The following is an 18,693-nucleotide window of genomic DNA, read 5'->3' as shown; positions in this document are numbered from 1 at the left end:
TGTTATGTAACAATGCAAAAAATACTAATTTAAAAAGATATACTATGTTAAACGCAAACGATTTAAAGCAACTGGCTGATAAAGGGATCAGCGAACAGCAGATCGAAGAACAACTGGCTTGTTTTGCCAAAGGTTTCCCCTATCTGGAGATAGCCGCATCAGCATCAGTAGAAAAAGGAGTCAGGGTCGTGTCGCAGGAAGACCAGGCAACCTATATGGAGGCATGGGATGCTTATCTTGCTAAAAATAAGAGAATCCTGAAGTTCGTTCCGGCATCCGGCGCCGCCAGCCGTATGTTCAAGAACCTGTATGAGTTTTTATCGGCTTCCTACGATGTACCGGCAAACGATTTTGAAAAGAAGTTTTTCAATGAGATCACTCATTTTGCTTTTTATGACGCGTTGAATGCCGTTTGCCTGGCGAATGAAGATAAAGATATTCCGGCGCTGGTTGCAGCCGGTAATTATAAGGCTGTTGTATCCAATTTGTTGGATGGGAAAGGGTTGAATTACGGGCAGTTGCCTAAAGGTTTGTTGTTGTTCCACCGGTCAGGCGAGACGATACGTACGGCTATGGAGGAACATCTGGCGGAAGGGGCTATGTATGCCAAGAACAATGCGGGTGAAGTGAACATCCATTTTACTGTCTCTCCGGAGCATAAAGCGTTGTTTGAAAAACTCGTATCAGAAAAGAAACAGGCTTACGAAGAAAAATTCTCGGTTGGTTACGATATCTCTTTCAGTGTACAGAAACCGAGTACGGATACGGTGGCAGCCGACATGGATAATAATCCTTTCCGCGATAAGAACGATAAGCTGTTGTTCCGTCCCGGCGGTCACGGCGCTTTGATCGAGAATCTGAACGATATAGATGCCGATGTGGTATTTGTGAAGAATATCGATAATGTCGTTCCCGACAGCTTCAAATGTTCGACCGTTATCTTTAAAAAGGTGATAGCCGGTGTGCTGGTCACTTTGCAGGAACGTATATTTAACTATCTGGATCTGATTGAGACCGGTAAATATTCCCATGACCAGGTTGAAGAAATGATTCATTTCCTTCAGGATGATCTTTGCATAAAGAATCCGGATACTAAACTGCTTGAAGATGCGGAACTGATTCTTTATATCAAGAATAAATTGCTTCGTCCGTTGCGTGTTTGCGGTATGGTGAAGAATGTAGGAGAACCGGGTGGCGGTCCGTTCCTGGCTCAGAATCCGGATGGTACTATCTCTTTGCAGATACTGGAAAGCTCGCAGATCGATTTGAAAGATCCGGAAAAGAAAGCGATGTTTGAACAAGGTACGCATTTCAATCCGGTCGATCTGGTTTGTGCATTGAAGAATCATAAAGGCGAGAAATATAATCTGCCTGATTATGTAGATAAAAATACAGGGTTCATCTCTTATAAGAGTAAGGATGGACGTGAACTGAAGGCGCTGGAATTACCCGGTTTGTGGAATGGAGCGATGAGCGACTGGAACACGGTATTCGTGGAAGTTCCTATCGAAACATTCAATCCGGTGAAGACGGTCAACGACTTGTTGCGTCCTGAACACCAATAATGTCGGCATAATGTGTAGATAAATAAGGTTTATTGAAAAGGCAGGTTCTTTCGAGCCTGCCTTTCTATTTTTAGGTTCATATTTTCGGTAATTCCCACGGTGCGCGGTATTCCTTGCAAAGATATTTGTCCGCTTCCGTATCATGGAAACTCTTGCCGTCCCATGTTAATTTCTTCCCGGTACGGTAGGCGATATTTCCCAACTGTGAAAATTTAGCGATATGTGCACCGATTTCGATGCTCGCATTACAGTTGCGGTTACGTGATTTGATGCATTCCAAATGGTTTTTGACATGCAGGTTCAAGCCGCCTTCGCCGTATGCTTTTTTCAGGGCGACAGCTTCCATGCGTGCTTTGCCGTTTACCTTTTCAGGGATAACCTCCCAGCCTCCGCGGTCGATGACCAATGTCCCGTTCTCACCCACGAAGCCCAGGCCGTGATTGCGTCCGTAAGCTCCGTCATCGATACCGATGGCATGATCCCACATTACCGTAAAGTCATCAAAAGTATAAATTGTCTGGAGCAGGTCAGGTGTTTCGCAGGCATCATCCGGATAACCGAACTTGCCTCCCGAAGCCATGATCGAGTTCGGTGCCGTTACGTTCATGCCATACAAGGCATAATCGAGCAAGTGCACGCCCCAGTCTGTCATCAATCCTCCCGCGTAATCCCAGAACCAACGGAAGGTAAAATGGAAGCGGTTACGGTTGAACGGACGTTTCGGTGCCGGACCGAGCCACATATCGTAGTCGACGCCAGCCGGAACCGGTTCGTCGGCTACCACCGGAATAGAAGGACACCATCCCTGATAGGAGAACACACGGACGGTACGTATCTTCCCTAACTGGCCGCTATGTACGAATGCCATGGCATCCTGCCAGTGAGGATCGCTGCGCTGCCATTGTCCGACCTGTACGACACGGTTGTATTTTTCGGCGGCACGTACCATGATGTTGCATTCTTCGATACTGTTACCCAATGGTTTCTCGCAATAAACATCTTTTCCTGCTTCGCAGGCGGCAACCATTTGAAGGCAATGCCAATGGTCGGGAGTTCCGACAATAACGACGTCCACATCTTTGTTATCGATCAACTTCCGCCAATCTTTATAAAGATACTTTACCTTCTTTCCTGTCTGTTTCAGGGTCTCTGCTGCACGGTCGTTTAACACATTTTCATCAATATCCGCTAAAGCGATACATTCGACTTCCGGATTGCGGAGAAAAGCCTGCAAGTCGGCAAATCCCATTCCTTTGCAACCGATCAGACCGACCCTGATTTTGTCGTTTGCTCCGATAGATTCGCCACTAGCTTTAATAAAGAACGGGTTCATAGAAAGACCGGCTCCCAGGATAGCTGCCTGCCGGATAAAATCTCTGCGTGTTGTCATGGTCTGAATGAATTTGGTGATGATACACAATAGTTTGTAAAGTGTCAAAAATAGGAAGAAAGGACGGCTTTTCCCAATAAAATATGTAATAAAAATATAATATTGAGGCGTATTCCAAAAAAGGAGAGTAAATTTGCATCTGTTTTTGAGTAAAAAAGAAGTTTAGATTATTCACACAAAAAGGAACAAAATGAAACTGACACGTTTATTAAGCTGTCTTTTTTTATGTATTATAGGAATGTCTTGTATTCAAGACGAAGCACCAAATGCGGAAGCCGATATAGTGAGTTGCATTGTCTCCTCTGATATTTTAAAAAGGGATCCGATAATCCAAAACGCAACTGTTATATTAATGGTCAAGGATAGCGTTGATCTAACGAATCTGGCACCGCAATTTGAACTTACTCCGGGAGCAACGATTGAACCGGTTAGTGGAACGGTACGGGATTTTACGACTCCCCAGTCATATGTGGTTACATCGGAAGATAAGAACTGGAAGAAAACGTATACGGTGCGTTGTACGACGGAAGGACTTACGACTAAGTTTGATTTTGAACATTCAGAATTGGAGGGCAATAAATATTATGTCTTTTATGAGATTCTCGAAGGGGAAGAGAAGCAATATATGTGGGCTAGTGGTAATTCCGGTTTTGCTATTGTTGGTGGAAATAAAACGGCTGATGAATATCCGACGACGCCTTATGACTTTGGAAAAAATGGTAAATGTCTAAAGCTCGAAACACGAAGTACAGGGGACTTGGGAGCAATGGTCAATATGCGTATTGCTGCCGGAAATCTGTTTATCGGCGAATTTTATCCACTAGAAGCCATGGCGAATGCTCTGAAGGCAACTCATTTCGGACTTCCGTTTAGTTTTGTTCCGGTTTCGTTAACCGGGTATTATAAATATAAGCGTGGAGAAGTGTTTACAGAAAAAGACGGTTCTGTCAATCCCGATGCTAAGGATAATTTTGATATTTACTCTATTTTGTATGAAACAGATGATAATGTGAAATATTTGGATGGGACAAACTTCCTGACTAGCCCGAACCTGATCGCAATAGCCCGTATCGGTGAAGATGAAAAGAAGGAAACGGATGAATGGACTTATTTTAATTTACCGTTTGTGTATCAGCCGGGAAAGACAGTAGATGCAGAAAAGTTGACAGCAGGTAAATATAATATAGCAATCGTTTTTTCATCGAGTATAGAAGGTGATTTGTTCCGCGGAGCAGTAGGAAGCCGTCTTCTGATTGATGAAGTTGAATTAGTTCATAATAATTAAAGAAGAGATGAAAATGAATAGAACATTATTGTTAAGTCTGATTATTTTATTTGGTTTATCGCTCTCTGCCGTGGCGCAAAAAGATCGGAATATGGCTATTATTAGATCATCTCTTCATGGATTGGAATATGAAGTAAAAGCCGGATTCAGTATCGGAGGAACAGCACCGGTTCCACTTCCTGCAGAGATACGGTCTATTGAAGGATATCGTCCAACCGTGGCTATTTCCATTGAGGGGAACGCAACGAAGTGGTTCAATCAGGATTGGGGCATGGTAGTTGGTCTTCGTTTGGAAAATAAGAATATGAAAACAGACGCCCGTGTCAAAAACTACAATCTTGAAATGGTGGCAAACGATGGTGGACACATGAAAGGTGCATGGACAGGATATGTAAAAACAAATGTGCGTAATTCATATTTATCGTTACCTGTTTTAGCTACTTATAAATTTAATAATCGTTGGCGGGTAAAGGGAGGACTTTACGCTAGTTATCTGATTGATGGAGATTTTTCAGGTTCTGCTTATGACGGTTATCTAAGGGATCAGAATCCAACTGGAGAAAAAATATATGTAACTGAAGCCACATATGATTTTTCAGATGACTTGCGCCGTTTTGCGTGGGGAGTACAGCTGGGAGGTGAGTGGAGAGCCTTCAAACATTTGAATGTGTACGCCGATCTGACCTGGGGATTGAATGATATTTTCAAGAAGAATTTCGATACGATTACTTTCGCCATGTATCCCATCTATTTGAATATGGGTTTCGGTTATGCGTTTTAAATTGTAATACAATATCATGCGAGCGGGAATATTTCATCAAATGTTCCCGCTTTTTTTTGTAATTGTAATAATTTCTATACATTTGCGGTAATGATTTTTTAAGACCAATTTAATTTAGTACCATGAAAGAGAACGAGAAGAAAGGGATCTCCCGCAGGGAGTTCTTAGGTTTGTCCGCACTGGGACTTGCCAGTTTTACAATCCTTCCCAGCTGGTCGATCAATGGCATACGCATCGCACCGAGCGACCGTGTTGTGCTGGGGTTCATCGGGTTGGGGCAGCAGGGTTTGTCCGATTTTACCAGTTTTTCCAATTGTCCGGGCGTGCAGGTCGCTGCCGGTTGTGACGTCGATTCCATGAAACGTGAGCGTTTTGCCCGCAGGATAATGGCATGGCAGAAAAAACAAGGCGTAGCGCCTCGTTGCGACAGCTATGAGTTTTATGAAGATATGCTGGAACGCAAGGATATCGATGCGATCGAAGTGGCAACACCTGACCATTGGCATGCTTTGGCCACGATTCATGCCTGCCAGGCGGGAAAAGATGTATATTGCCAGAAACCGTTAGCTTATACGATAGCTGAAGGTTTGGCGATGGTAAAAGCGGTGCGTGACAACAAACGGGTATTGCAGGTGGGTAGCCAGCAACGCTCGAGTGCAGAATTTCAGAAAGCGATCGAACTGGTTCGTAGCGGTGCGATCGGTCATATCGAAAAGATATACGCCCGTGTCGGTGCGCCTCCCAAACCGTTGGATTTACCGGAAATGCCTGTTCCCGGCAATCTGAATTTCAATCAGTGGATGGGACCGTTGAATGATCCGAAAGTACATTATCATCCCGATCTTTGTCCTCCTATCTCGCTTGACCCGGAACAGAACGAACAGTTGTGGGGTGCATGGCGTTGGTATCAGGAAACAGGTAACGGATTTACTGCAGACTGGGGTGCTCATATGTTCGATATTGCTCAGGCTGCTATCGGTATGGATGGTTCCGGTCCGGTAGAATTTGCTCCGGCCGGTTATAACGGACAGAAATATGCTTCCATGAAATATGCGAACGGTATTGTCATGACCGAACAGCCTTATCGTGAAGATAACGAGAATGCGCAGGGACTGCAATTTATCGGTGATAAAGGATGGTTGAAAGTGGCACGCGGTTATATCGAATGCTCTGACCCGTCGTTGCTGAAAGCAGAAAAGAAAGAAGTTGGCAAGGGTGAATATGAAGTAAGCTCACCTCATATGCAGAACTTTATCGATTGCGTCCGTTCACGTGAAAATCCGATTGCTCCGGTAGAAGTGGGTTGTAGTACCAATACGCTTTGCTGTCTGGCAAATATTTCCCGCGAACTGAATCGCCCGGTAAAATGGAATCCTGCCACATTAAGCTTCGTCGACGATAAAGAAGCTGCAGCACACCGTTTATACTGGTACCAGTATCGTAATCCTTATACGTTGCCGTATTGGAAATGAATTTAGCAATAATTGAACTATCCGAGCAAGCGATCAGTCATACATAAAACATGCTTAGTTACAGGTTCATTTGCCGCTGGTTTTAACCAACGGATTAGTAAATACTCTCTCTCATTGGACTTTAGTCCCATTTAAGCAGTCTCTCTATTGAAGAGAAATGTGGCTGAAGCCAAAAAAGAGAGAAAACTTGTAAACCGTCAGTTAAAACTGAAGGCAAATAGACCTGTAATAGCTAAGTCACTTTGATAAGGGGGATAGCTCGAAATTGATAAATATTGAATCTACCCTTTTCCTGCCTCTGCATTATTTCTGTATTGCGATGGGGGCATTCCTTTGATCTGTTTGAACATCGTGCTGAAATGACGGGGGTATTCAAATCCTACGGCTTCGGATATTTCTGTGATATTCATCGTCGAATGGAGCAGTAACAGCGAAGCCTTTTCAATACGGATCATATTGATATAGTCATTGACCCCCATATTGGTCAGTGCCTTTAGTTTGGCATAGAGCGGCGTACGGCTCATGCCCATTTGAGTGGTCAGGAACTTGACATCGAGTTCACGGGAAGAGATATTGTCATGGATCAGCTTATTCAGTTTCAACATGAATTCTTCATCCAGATTGTTTGTTTGTGCCGGGATTGCTTCGGCCAGATGCAAATGGCTTTCTTTATATTTCTGTTTGATCGCCTCCCTGTTCTTTAATTGGTTGACAATGACGGCTAGCAACAGTTCCATATCGAACGGTTTTGCCAGATAAGCATCTGCTCCGAGTTTATATCCCATTGTCGTGCTATCCAGGTCGCCCCTGGCGGTGAGCAGTATCACCGGAATATGGCTGGTTGCCATATCTTCCTTGATCTTTTTACATAATTCATATCCGTTCATCTTCGGCATCATAATGTCGCTGACGATAATGTCCGGATGCTTCTGGTTGATTATTTCAAGCGCTTCCTCTCCGTCACCTGCCACATAAATGTTTTTGAAAGAATCGAGCAGGGCTTCTTTCAGGAAAGAACTTAATTCCTTTTTATCTTCCACTATAATAATGGAATAGTTATTTGTAGAGAACATGTCGGGTTCGGATGGTGTGTCGACTGCAAACCATGTATCCTGTCGGTTCTCTTCGTCCAACTGTTCTCCACGATCGTCTCCGAGCGGAAGTTCGAAGAAGAAAGTAGCTCCTCCGTCGTCATTGTTCATGGCTCCAATGGTACCGTTATGCTTCTCGATCAGTATTTTGGCAAAAGAAAGGCCGATGCCGCTTCCGGATTGTTCGTGATTCCCCTGATAGTAACGTGTGAACAGTTTGTTCGCATCCAGATTACCCAGACCGATACCCTGGTCCGCTACACTGACACGTACTTTTCCATCTTCCAACTGACTGGAAACAGTGATCGTCGTATCTGTAGGACTGAATTTAAGGGCATTCATCAACAAATTCGATAAGACGGTCGTACATTTCGCCCCGTCGAATGTAACCTGACGGATGTTTTCATCCAATTGGTATTTTATCCTGATATTCCGGGCTTCCAGTTCGCTTTCAAAATCTTTGGCAACTGATACGATCCACTCGTTCAGTTGGTAAGGCGTCTTGTGTAAAGCGGTCTTTGTTTCTTTCAAGCTGTTCATGTCCAGTACCATATTGATCGTGTTCCGCATGTCCAGCACTTGTTTGTATATGCCTGCCAACTGCCCTTTCATCATTTCCGGATCGTTCCATCCTTTTTTGTCGAGTATCCTTTTCAGCGGGGCATAGATCAGGGTCAGGGGTGTACGTAGTTCGTGACTGATATTGATGAGGAAATGTACCTTTTCTTCATTCATCCTGTTGGTATGCTCCTTCATTTGCCATTGCATCTTTCTGTTCCTGCGTCGGCGCGATACACGGTCGGTCCAGAAGAGCATCAGGGTCAGCAGAATAATAAAAATAGCAAAAACGTAAGGACGTTGATACCAGGGAGGAGTTACCGTGATATGAAGCACTTCGGCCGGTTCGCTCCATTCTCCGCTTTTCGAATTACAGGAGACCAGGATGGAGTAATCGCCCGGGGCCAGCATGCGTAAAGAAAGGATATGGTTGTATGTTTCAGTATATTGCTTGTCTGTCCCATTGATCATGTAACGGTACAGTTTGTTTCTGAACACGTCCTTTTCCATAGAGATTACTTTTATTTCTATCGAGCTGTGCGTATGAGGAATGGTTATCCGGTTCTTACCGCTGGCTTCGAGTTGGTCGATACATGAATTTCCGTTCAGTAAGACGTCCATAAGCCTTACCTCCGGCAGGGGAGCTTCCTTAGTGGATATATTTTTGTTGATGCGGAGCAGTCCGGAGGCTCCTCCCAGATAAATATAATCCGAAATAGAAGAAACCTGATATTTATAAATAAACTCATTCGTGGTATAACCGTCCGATTCTCCCCATGAGGCAAACCGTTTCTTTTTCAGGTCATACGAGAATAACATATTACGTGCTCCGATCCACAGTCTGTCCTGGTCGTCCAGCAGCAAAGTCGAGACACTGTTGAAGAGTTTGGTTTCGATCTTGGTGAACACTTTGGTCTTTGAATCGAAATAGCCGAAACCATATTCTGTCCCGATCCAGAATATACCGTTTTTATCGCGGGCAACGGCTTTAATGGCTTCGTGTGTTCCTATGCTGAGAAGTGTATATAATGTATCGTTGCCATGATGGGCTTCATAGAGTTTATTACTTTGGATGATGTATGCGGATCTGTTATCGGTACAAACCATTTTCATCGGTCCGACGGCTAACTTATTTCCGTCGATTTTCAGGAATGAATATTTGCCGGTCCGGAGATTGTGGCTGATAGCATTTTTGCCGAGAAAATAGGACCATTCATCTGTTATACGGTAAGCCATTGAGGCATTACCGCCATGAAACTGGTCGATCGTGGTCGCTTCGTCGATCACATAAAAAGGACGGCTGTAACGCCCTGTCTCTTTATTGAACAGGTAGAGACCTTTCGTGTATAGGGAAACAAGCAGTTCTGAATCGGAATAATCCGTTATGGAAACGACTTTATCTCCGTAGGTGGCCGGATAATGTTTGAATGTATCGGTATAGGGGTTATACTGATTGATGCCGCCTCCGTCTGTCCCCAACCATAAACGCCCTTTTTTATCTTCGTGGATACTGCTGACCGATATGTCGCTCAATCCGTTGGTATTATTGAGAGGCACGTCTTTATATGTTTTCATGAAAACTTCTTTAATGCCTATCATACCGCCTCGTACTGTTCCCACCCAGATATTCTCCTGCTTGTCTTTATAAATACATTTGATGGAGTTTACCGGGATCGTACTCATATCCCCGGGAGTGTGCATGATAGCGGTCATATCGGAAGGATCATCCATATCCATGATATTGATGCCTCCACCATCGGTGGTGACCCAAAGTTTATTGTTTATCTCCATGAAGTCGAGGACCAGGTTCGAGGTCAGTCTGGAATTTCCGGCGTGGATAGTATACAGTTTTTTGCCGTCCGGAGCATAACAGACGAAACCTTTATTATAAGAGGAGAGATAAAGTCTTTTCTTGCTGTCCAGGTATATGGCATTCAAACCGGTCTGAACCGGATAGTCGGTAGGGGAGAGCTGGTCGGTAACCGGATTGTATTTGAGAACGCCTTTGTATTGGGAAACCAGTAATAGTTCGTCCTTATCCCAGGGTTTTATGTAGTAAGGACTGAAATTGGAAGAATCCTCCAGTAGGACCGGCCTTTTGCGGAATGTCTGCTTTTTATAGTCGTAAATATATATCCCTTCATGGGCAGTGAACAGGATCGAACCGGAAAGTGAGCAGAATGAATAGGAGATGATCGCTTTATCTTCAAATTTAGCGGGACGGAATGAGTCGCTGCTTTTATCATACAGGGTTAATCCGTTGTTGGTCGATATCCAGATGTTATTTTCGGCATCTTCGGCTATAAAATAGATTGTGTTGCCGGGTAAAGAATGTGGATTATCTTTTTCATGATAATAACTTTTCATGTCGTAACGGTCGAAACAGTTCAGACCGGAAGCTGTGCCGATCCATATCAGTCCTTTGTTGTCTGCCAGGATACAATGGACGGTCGTCTGCGATAATCCTTTGTCGAGCCCCAACTGCTGGAAATAGTAGCTGGGATTAGCTCCCCTTCCATATCCGGTGCAGGTGAAAAACAAGAACAAAATGTATAATATCCTAAAAATATAGCTGTTCCCCATAGTCTCCTATTCTAATATCCGCAAATGTACTAAAACATGTCCAAAGATGAAAGTATTCGGCATAATCAGAACATTAGGATGGTTTTTGACATGAAAAGTACGTTTGTTGACGTCGGGATATGACGGAAAATGCAACTTTGCCTTTGCAATTATTAACTAATCGAGAGTGCTTATGAAATAGGACTGATTGGATGTTATTAGATGTAAGTTTGAAGAAACTTGTCTGTCTTGAGAAATTAAGTATGTTATTATTAAATTTAGTGTTTTATGAAAAAAACTTTTCTAACATTTTTCTTGATGTTATTTTGCCTGGTAAGTTTTGCTCAGCAAAATGTGACCGGGATTATTCTTGAAGAAGCTACGTCAGAACCCCTGGCTGGAGCAGCTGTCCAGGTGAAGGATTCACAAAGTGGCACGATAGCCGATGCGGATGGCCGTTTTTCCATTTCGGTATCGCCCGGACAAACATTGTTAGTCTCTTATATCGGTATGATCTCACAGGAAATTCTGATAAAGAGCGGTATGAATGATATAACCGTAAAGATGCTCAGTGATGCGGTTGATATTAATGAAGTAGTAGTTGTAGGTTATGGTGTACAGAAAAAAGTGAATCTGACCGGTTCCGTATCAGCCGTTAAGGGAGAGGCTTTGGAACGTCGTCCGGTTGCTGATGCTGTACAAAGTTTGCAAGGTATGGTACCGGGTTTGTTGGTAAGCAATTCGGATGGTGGCCGTCCCGGAGGTGCAGGTACTTTGACATTGCGCGGGCAGGGAAACCTGGATAATAATGCTAATCCTTACGTATTGGTGGATGGCGTGGAAATGAGCCTTTCGGATGTAAATCCCAGTGATATTGAAAATATATCCGTTTTGAAAGATGCCGCGGCTTGTGCCATCTATGGTGCACGTGCTGCTTATGGTGTAATCCTGGTGACGACAAAGAAAGGAGAAGAAGGCAAGATGCGTGTGAACTATCAGGGTACGGTAGGTTGGAGTGCTCCGACAGTTTTACCCGATATGGTCGATTCGTACTCTTTTGCACAATATTGGAATGCAGGTTGTGTCAATGCCGGTTCACCTCGTTTGTATAGTGATGAGAAAATGGCTTTGTTACAGCAATATATCAAAGATCCGAGCAGTGTCGATCCCTGGTTTGAATTGCCGGCTAACTCAAATATGAACCCGGCTTTTGAAAACTCGGAATCTGGTGTCGGCAATGTGGACTATTTCGATTTACATTATAAGAACTGGGCTTTCAAACAGAATCATAATGTCAGCCTGAGCGGTGGCGGTAAAGCGGCACAATATTATATTTCCGGCGGATATTATTCAGAAGACGGTATCCTCCGGTATGCAGATATGGATTATAAACGTTATAACTTTGCTGCCAATATCACTTCACAGCTGACGAGCTGGATGAAACTGAAAGTGAATACGAAATTTATGCATTCTGACCAGAATACGCCGTTTGGTGACGGTGGTATCAGTGAAGGTTTCTACCATTCACTGGCCCGTTTCCGTCCGACAGTTTCTCCTGTCGACCCGAACGGACATTTTACGGAACTGACAATGATTCCTTATCTGCAGAGTGGAACTTATACGAATACGCAGCGTGATAATATGAATATTACAGCCGGTTTGGATATCCAGCCGTTGAAGAACTGGTTTATATTTTTTGATTATACCTATAAATTAGGTAATAAGGAATATGAAGCACTGAATATAAGTCCGCTTATTTATGGAGCTGACGGCGTAAGTACTTCCAAAGGGGTACGTTCTGAGCTAGGTATGTCTCCTGACGGTAAATTTACCCGTAGTTATGACCGTTCACGTTATCAGTCGATCAATTTGTATACAAATTACCTTTTCAGCATCGCTGAAAAGCACAACTTTACTGTAATGGCTGGTTTCCAGGAAGAAGATTATGATTACAGCCTGATGAAAAATTCGATCACAGGACTTTATTCGACCAGCAACCCGAACGTAGGTATGGGAACCGGTGACAAAACCGTTGCTGATATCCGTAACGGCTGGGCTACCCGTGGTTTCTTCGGACGTATCAATTATGATTACGACGGACGTTATCTGTTGGAAGTGAACGGACGTTATGACGGTTCTTCCCGTTTTGCATCCGGACATCGCTGGGGATTCTTCCCTTCTGTTTCATTGGGATGGAATATCACCCGTGAACAATTCATGAGTTCTGTAACAGATGTATTGTCTAACCTGAAACTTCGTGCTTCTTATGGTTTACTCGGCAACCAGGCCGGTGCAGCATTATATACTTTCGCTTCGACAATGGAACTCAACAATGTCCTGGGGAACTATATTTTCTCTGACGGACGCCATATTTTTACAAGAGCGCCGGGTGTAGTAAATCCGACAACTACCTGGGAAAAGGTGGAAAGCAAGAATATTGGTCTTGACTTTGGTTTCTTAGGGAATTCGTTGACAGGTACGCTCGATATCTTCCAGCGTGATACGAAAGATATGTTAGGTCCCGGTGTCGATTTCCCTGATTTCTTCGGAGCAGATGCACCTAAGACAAATAATGCCCGTATGCGTAACCGGGGGTGGGAGTTGGCTTTGAATTATCGCGGACAGATCGGTAATGACATCCAGTATACAGTCGGAGGTTCTATCTCTGATGCGATATCTGAAGTAACAGAATATGCGAACCCGACAGGAACCAATCCGAAAGAGAACTGGTATACCGGTAAAAAGGTCGGTGAAATCTGGGGTTACCGTGCCGATGGCTTGATCCAGACACAGGAAGAAGCGGATGCTTACAACGAAAAATACGACCTGTCATTTATCAGTGGTAAGCCTTGGACGCCAGGGGATGTGAAGTATCGCGACCTGAACAATGACAATAAGATCAATAACGGAACCAATACTTTGGACGATATGGGTGATATGACGGTTATCGGTAATACGACTCCGCGTTATCAGTATACAGTGAACGGTTCTATCAGTTGGAAAGGTATTAGTCTGAGCATGATGTTCCAGGGGGTCGGCAAGCGTGACTGGAATCCGGGAACTGGTGCTTATTTCTGGGGAAGCGGTCCATATGCACAGGTGACCGTATTTAAGGAACATATGGATTACTGGAGCGAATCGAATCCAGGTGCCTATTATCCGAAACCCTATATCCATACTGCAGGTGGTGTGGTTCCTTTCAGTAACAAGACAATGACTACCAGTGACCGTTATATTCAGAGCGGTGCCTATTGTCGCCTGAAGAACCTGACGATCAGTTATGATCTTCCGACTATATGGACAAATAAAGTGGGATTACAGAAAGCCCAGGTCTTCTTCTCGGGTGAAAACTTACTGACTTTTACAAAGTTGAAAGGTATGTTTGATCCGGAAGCGATCTACACAAAGAATGATTACACCAGTGAGGGTGGAAAGAATTATCCGATGAATCGTGTACTATCTGTCGGTTTGGTTATTAACTTATAATTTAGAGCTTTTATGAAGAAAAGAAATATATTTTTAGGTTTAGCATTGGCGTTCAGCCTTTCCGGGTGTTTCGATCTGGATAAAATGCCGGAAGGAGTACTTTCTACTGCACAGCCTTTCAGTAGTACAGGTGAAATGAGAAACTATTTGGACCAGTTTTATCAGACTGGTAATCCGAAATATCAAGATGATAAAATAAAAGTGAATTTTGGTGACGGCTTGCGTACACAAGACTTTGGTGCCGGTGGAGGAAGTGGTATTGCCGGTTATGATACACATAGCGATAATATGTCGGCAAGTTCCGTAAGTGCACGCCTGGCAGGAGAAACAACGTTGAGCGGGGCTTCCAAGCTGACGAATTATACGGCTATCCGTAATCTGAACTTTTTGTTGACTAATTTGGAGAACTGTGCAGAGCAAGGTAGTGCCGATTATAACCAGTATGTGGGTGAAGCCTATTATTTCCGTGCCTGGTATTATTATAAGATGTTTATCGATTACGGGCCACTGACCTGGATCAGTACTCCGCTTGATCCGAATGCGGAGGAAATGCTTTTGCCGCGTGACAGCCGTACTACTATTGCTGATAATATTCTGGCGGATCTGGATAATGCTATCTCTCATTTAGGTGAACAAAATAGCAGCGGTTCCATGCGTGTCCATAAAGATGTGGCACGTGCTTTGAAGAGTGAAGTTGCTCTTTTTGAAGGAACCTGGGAAAAGTATCACAAAGCGAAGGGAGATAAGTTCTTCGATCCTTCAGTAACTGATGAAAAAATTCGTGACTATCTCACACAAGCTGTTAATGCAGCGCAAGCTGTGATGGACCGTGGTGTATGGAAAATTTATTCCACAGGTAATGAGCTGAATGACTATCGTCAGATGTTCCAGACGACTGATTTATCGGCTAACCCGGAAGTACTTTGGTTCAAAATGTATGATGGCGACCAGGTGGGAAATAATGTGAATCGTTATTTGAATCAGGGTGGTGGCAGTGTCGGAGTGACGGCATCGTTGATCGATGATTATCTGACGAAAGACGGCAAACCGTTTGTCGGTGCCGCTCTTATAAATGCAAAGAAGGTATTTGGTAATGAGTTATTACCTACCGTACGTGACCCGCGTTTGTCACAAACGATCTGTATGCCGGGACAACAGCTGCGTCCGGATGATACGCCTCCTTATTATGTTGTTCCGCCGCTGATCGGTTCTTCTTCTTATAACCAGAATATGACAGGTTATTCTTTGCTGAAATATGTGCAGATCGATTATACCGGTAGTTTGGATGCCGAATTCAAGGGAGCTACTCCGGCAATTCAGTTCCGCTATGCCGATATCCTGTTAAATTATGCAGAAGCGTTAGCAGAGTTGGATGGAGCCGCAAATGCTCAGAAAATTATTGTAGCTTTGCAACCGTTACGTGACCGTGTCGGCATGCCTGCCGTTGATTTTGACAGAGAATATAATCAGGAATCTGATTATCCGTTCCGTCATTTAGATAAATATATTCAGGTTGTTCGTCGCGAACGCCGCATTGAAAAGGCTTGCGAAGGTCGCCGCCTGGAAGATATCCTGCGTTGGGCTGCTGCCGAAGAACTGATCGTTGGTAAATGGCCGAAAGGAGCGTTGTATACCGGAAGTGATCTGGAAAACCATCCGAAATATGAAGGAAAGTTGATTTATGACCAGGCTTCCGGAAACAATCTTTTCCTCACAGGAAAACCGGGTGATGCCTTACGGTACGTAGTACCGACGAATCCGGCCGGTTACGGACAAGGATGGAAGTTTAATGTCGGTCGCGACTATCTGTTGCCTATCCAGCCTCGTATGCTGTCGTTGACAGGAGGTAAATGGGAGCAGAATCCGGGTTGGTAAACTCATTTATATAAGCAAAATATATGAAAAACGTTAGATCTACAGTATTATTTTCTTTGACAGGAGCAGCGGTGTTGGCATCGTTGCCCTCCTGCAAGGAGAAAAAAGTGGCAGAGGAGGCTAAGAAGCCGATGAATATCCTCTACATTATGTGTGATGACCATTCGTACCAGACTATCAGTGCGTACGATAATCGGTTCATCGAGACTCCGAATATTGACCGGATCGCCAAGGAAGGAGTTCGTTTTACCAACAGTTTTGTTGCCAACTCGCTGAGCGGTCCCAGTCGTGCCTGTCTGTTGACGGGTAAGCATAGTCACAAGAATGGCTTTACCGACAATACGAAAACGTTTGACGGTGGCCAGCAGACTTTTCCTAAATTGCTGAAACAAGCCGGTTACCAGACTGCTATCGTCGGTAAATGGCATTTGACTTCCGAACCGACCGGATTCGATTACTGGAATATCCTGATCGGACAGGGAGATTATTACAACCCGCATTTCATCGATAACGGTGAGAAGAAACAAATAGAAGGATACGCCACCAATATAACGACCGATCTGGCTATCGACTGGCTGGATCAGAAAAGGGATAAGGATAAACCGTTCTGCCTGCTCCTCCATCATAAGGCTCCGCATCGTACATGGATGCCCGATACCTGCGACCTGGAGTTGTATAAGGACGTTGTTTTCCCTATTCCGGAAACATTCTATGACAAGTATGAAGGCCGTGTTGCCGCCTCTCAGCAGGAAATGAGTATCATCAAGGATATGGACCTTGTCTATGACCTGAAACTGGCTGACAAAGAGAATGAAATACATTCCAATCCGGGACTGGAAAAAGCCGGTCGTGCAATGTATAATAAACTCAATGCGGAACAGAAAGCTGCCTGGGACAAACATTACGAACCGATCATCAAGGAGTTCAAAGAAAAGAAACTGTCCGGTAAAGCATTGGCAGAATGGAAATACCAGCAGTATATGCATGATTATATCCGTGTAATCCATTCGGTTGACCGCAATGTGGGCCGTGTCCTGGATTATCTGGAAAAAAATAACATGCTGGACAATACGATCATTGTCTATACATCAGACCAGGGATTCTATATGGGTGAACATGGCTGGTTCGACAAACGTTTCATGTATGAAGAATCTTTCCGTACACCGATGTTGGTTCGTTATCCGGGTGGTATAAAAGGCGATATTCCTGAAATGGTTCAGAACATCGACCATGCTGCTACCTTCCTGGAACTGGCGGGTGCTCCGGTTCCTGAAGATATCCAGGGCGATTCTTATCTGCCGTTGCTGAAAGGCGAACATCCGAAAGACTGGCGTACTTCCTTGTATTACCATTATTATGAATTCCCGGCGGAACATATGGTAAAACGTCATTACGGAGTACGTACCGACCGTTATAAACTGATGCATTTCTATAGTGACATCGATATGTGGGAACTTTACGACCTGCAAAACGACCCGATGGAAATGAATAATATTTATAACAAACCCGGAACGGAAGAGATCACGAAACAATTAATGGACGAACTCCATAAATTACAAAAACAATACGACGATCCGATCGAATCGGAACTGGCAAAGAAAAGCTGATTGAATAAGTGAAATAGGTAAAGGAGATGTGGAGAGTTGTACCCCTGAAGTTGAACAAAAAGGCTTCAGGGGCTCTTTTATATATGAATAGATTAGACTTGCTTAATCTGAAATGTTTATTTTTGCACAAACAATAAATCAATATACAGTATGAAATTAGTCTTCTGCCTGATTCTGCTTTTCTTTATTTCTACATTGAGTGTATTCGCTCAATGTGAGAATGAAAAGGATGCCCGTTATACGATCTGTTTTTATCGGGAAAACAGAAAAGAGGGTAAGTGGGTGAAACAAACTATTTTAATAGATTCGGTATCTTATTTGAAAATAGGTAATAGGGGCAGGGCCATATTCGATATAACAACGAATGTAGGAGATACATTGGATTTAAAGATTTATTATAGCTCGTTAGGCCAGAAAAGGGATCAGGATATTTTGTTGCCTGTTAAGCATACTAATGATACTGTCTATATAAAATCTTGTTTCTATGTGGAGAACTATAATCCGTTGACCAGTAGAAAACCTGATTTCTGGGTGGATGGAATAATAATGGATAAAGAGTTAGGAAGAAAAGAATTTACCGATAACGAATATTTTAAAGATAAAGACGGTAAAAAGATAACAAAGATAGAAATAAAGATCGATCGATAGATGTCAGGTTCTATCTCAATAAAAGTTCTTTAATAAGAATCCTTCATTCCTTCATCTCTGTGATATCTTATTAATAATCTTTGTTTTACATCTGAAGGATAATGATCGGGATGAAGGAATTTGCTTTGTTAACAGGTAGAAAAGAAGTAGGAGTCGGCTAATTGATAATTAGGGGCGGCCTAATAGTCTTCTATTCTGAAGGTTATATATATATGATCGTTTGTCATCTGTCGAATGCTTGTTTGACAAATGTGCTACAAGCGTTTTTCAATTGTCAAATAAGCGTTCGATAGCTGTCAAACAAAAGAAAAGACAGAACAATTGACCTTTACTGAAAGTAGTTTACAGATAAAACATTTATTACTAAAAACAA

General features: G+C 43.4%; 10 protein-coding genes. 8 read left to right on the top strand and 2 right to left on the bottom strand.

Going from position 1 to position 18,693, the window contains the following annotated elements; translation table 11 throughout:
- Nucleotides 1-44: 44 nt before the first annotated feature.
- On the top strand, nucleotides 45-1,565 hold the full coding sequence (locus tag DWW23_RS24490) for a DUF4301 family protein (protein WP_122357062.1): 1,521 nt from the start codon (nucleotides 45-47) through the stop codon (nucleotides 1,563-1,565).
- Nucleotides 1,566-1,641: 76 nt separating this feature from the next.
- On the opposite strand, the gene DWW23_RS24485 is transcribed toward DWW23_RS24490, so the two are convergent.
- Nucleotides 1,642-2,955, bottom strand: a complete 1,314-nt coding sequence (locus tag DWW23_RS24485; RefSeq protein ID WP_122357060.1) for a Gfo/Idh/MocA family protein — start codon at nucleotides 2,953-2,955, stop codon at nucleotides 1,642-1,644.
- 190 nt (nucleotides 2,956-3,145) lie between these two features.
- Here DWW23_RS24485 and DWW23_RS24480 point away from each other — a divergent pair, with 190 nt between their 5' ends.
- The 3 genes from DWW23_RS24480 to DWW23_RS24470 all read left to right on the top strand — a co-directional run bounded on the left by DWW23_RS24480 (nucleotide 3,146) and on the right by DWW23_RS24470 (nucleotide 6,493).
- Nucleotides 3,146-4,240: a PCMD domain-containing protein gene (locus DWW23_RS24480; RefSeq protein ID WP_122357058.1), complete on the top strand. Its 1,095-nt coding sequence runs from the start codon at nucleotides 3,146-3,148 to the stop codon at nucleotides 4,238-4,240.
- 7 nt (nucleotides 4,241-4,247) lie between these two features.
- Complete coding sequence (locus tag DWW23_RS24475) at nucleotides 4,248-5,021, top strand: porin family protein (protein ID WP_122357056.1); 774 nt, start codon at nucleotides 4,248-4,250, stop codon at nucleotides 5,019-5,021.
- 122 nt (nucleotides 5,022-5,143) lie between these two features.
- Complete coding sequence (locus DWW23_RS24470) at nucleotides 5,144-6,493, top strand: Gfo/Idh/MocA family protein (RefSeq protein ID WP_122357054.1); 1,350 nt, start codon at nucleotides 5,144-5,146, stop codon at nucleotides 6,491-6,493.
- 281 nt (nucleotides 6,494-6,774) lie between these two features.
- Here the strand turns inward: DWW23_RS24470 and DWW23_RS24465 are convergent, their stop codons facing one another.
- The gene (locus DWW23_RS24465) at nucleotides 6,775-10,683 is read right to left on the bottom strand and encodes a two-component regulator propeller domain-containing protein (protein WP_233564447.1); all 3,909 of its coding nucleotides are present in this window, start codon (nucleotides 10,681-10,683) and stop codon (nucleotides 6,775-6,777) included.
- A 309-nt stretch (nucleotides 10,684-10,992) separates the two neighbouring features.
- On the opposite strand from DWW23_RS24465, the gene DWW23_RS24460 reads away from it, so the two are divergent.
- From DWW23_RS24460 to DWW23_RS24445, 4 genes are all read left to right on the top strand, one after another.
- Nucleotides 10,993-14,190, top strand: a complete 3,198-nt coding sequence (locus DWW23_RS24460) for a TonB-dependent receptor (RefSeq protein ID WP_122357050.1) — start codon at nucleotides 10,993-10,995, stop codon at nucleotides 14,188-14,190.
- A 12-nt stretch (nucleotides 14,191-14,202) separates the two neighbouring features.
- Complete coding sequence (locus DWW23_RS24455; protein WP_122357048.1) at nucleotides 14,203-16,065, top strand: RagB/SusD family nutrient uptake outer membrane protein; 1,863 nt, start codon at nucleotides 14,203-14,205, stop codon at nucleotides 16,063-16,065.
- Between the two features lie 23 nt (nucleotides 16,066-16,088).
- A complete protein-coding gene (locus DWW23_RS24450; RefSeq protein WP_122357046.1) occupies nucleotides 16,089-17,672 on the top strand; it encodes a sulfatase in 1,584 nt (527 codons plus the stop codon).
- A 150-nt stretch (nucleotides 17,673-17,822) separates the two neighbouring features.
- On the top strand, nucleotides 17,823-18,320 hold the full coding sequence (locus DWW23_RS24445; RefSeq protein ID WP_122357045.1) for a hypothetical protein: 498 nt from the start codon (nucleotides 17,823-17,825) through the stop codon (nucleotides 18,318-18,320).
- The last annotated feature ends 373 nt before the right edge of the window (nucleotides 18,321-18,693 follow it).

The organism is Parabacteroides sp. AF14-59, from assembly GCF_003479515.1.
In the GTDB taxonomy this organism is placed as follows: domain Bacteria; phylum Bacteroidota; class Bacteroidia; order Bacteroidales; family Tannerellaceae; genus Parabacteroides; species Parabacteroides faecis.
Note: the sequence above shows the minus strand (reverse complement) of the source record. Positions and strands in the feature narration are given on the sequence as shown.

Excerpts from the sequence above, each read along its gene's own strand:
- DWW23_RS24490 (WP_122357062.1), top strand. The coding sequence starts at position 45 with ATGTTAAACGCAAACGATTTAAAGCAACTGGCTGATAAAGGGATCAGC.
- DWW23_RS24470 (WP_122357054.1), top strand. The coding sequence starts at position 5,144 with ATGAAAGAGAACGAGAAGAAAGGGATCTCCCGCAGGGAGTTCTTAGGT.
- DWW23_RS24460 (WP_122357050.1), top strand. The coding sequence starts at position 10,993 with ATGAAAAAAACTTTTCTAACATTTTTCTTGATGTTATTTTGCCTGGTA.
- DWW23_RS24450 (WP_122357046.1), top strand. The coding sequence starts at position 16,089 with ATGAAAAACGTTAGATCTACAGTATTATTTTCTTTGACAGGAGCAGCG.
- DWW23_RS24480 (WP_122357058.1), top strand. The coding sequence starts at position 3,146 with ATGAAACTGACACGTTTATTAAGCTGTCTTTTTTTATGTATTATAGGA.
- DWW23_RS24455 (WP_122357048.1), top strand. The coding sequence starts at position 14,203 with ATGAAGAAAAGAAATATATTTTTAGGTTTAGCATTGGCGTTCAGCCTT.
- DWW23_RS24485 (WP_122357060.1), bottom strand. The coding sequence starts at position 2,955 with ATGACAACACGCAGAGATTTTATCCGGCAGGCAGCTATCCTGGGAGCC.
- DWW23_RS24445 (WP_122357045.1), top strand. The coding sequence starts at position 17,823 with ATGAAATTAGTCTTCTGCCTGATTCTGCTTTTCTTTATTTCTACATTG.
- DWW23_RS24475 (WP_122357056.1), top strand. The coding sequence starts at position 4,248 with ATGAAAATGAATAGAACATTATTGTTAAGTCTGATTATTTTATTTGGT.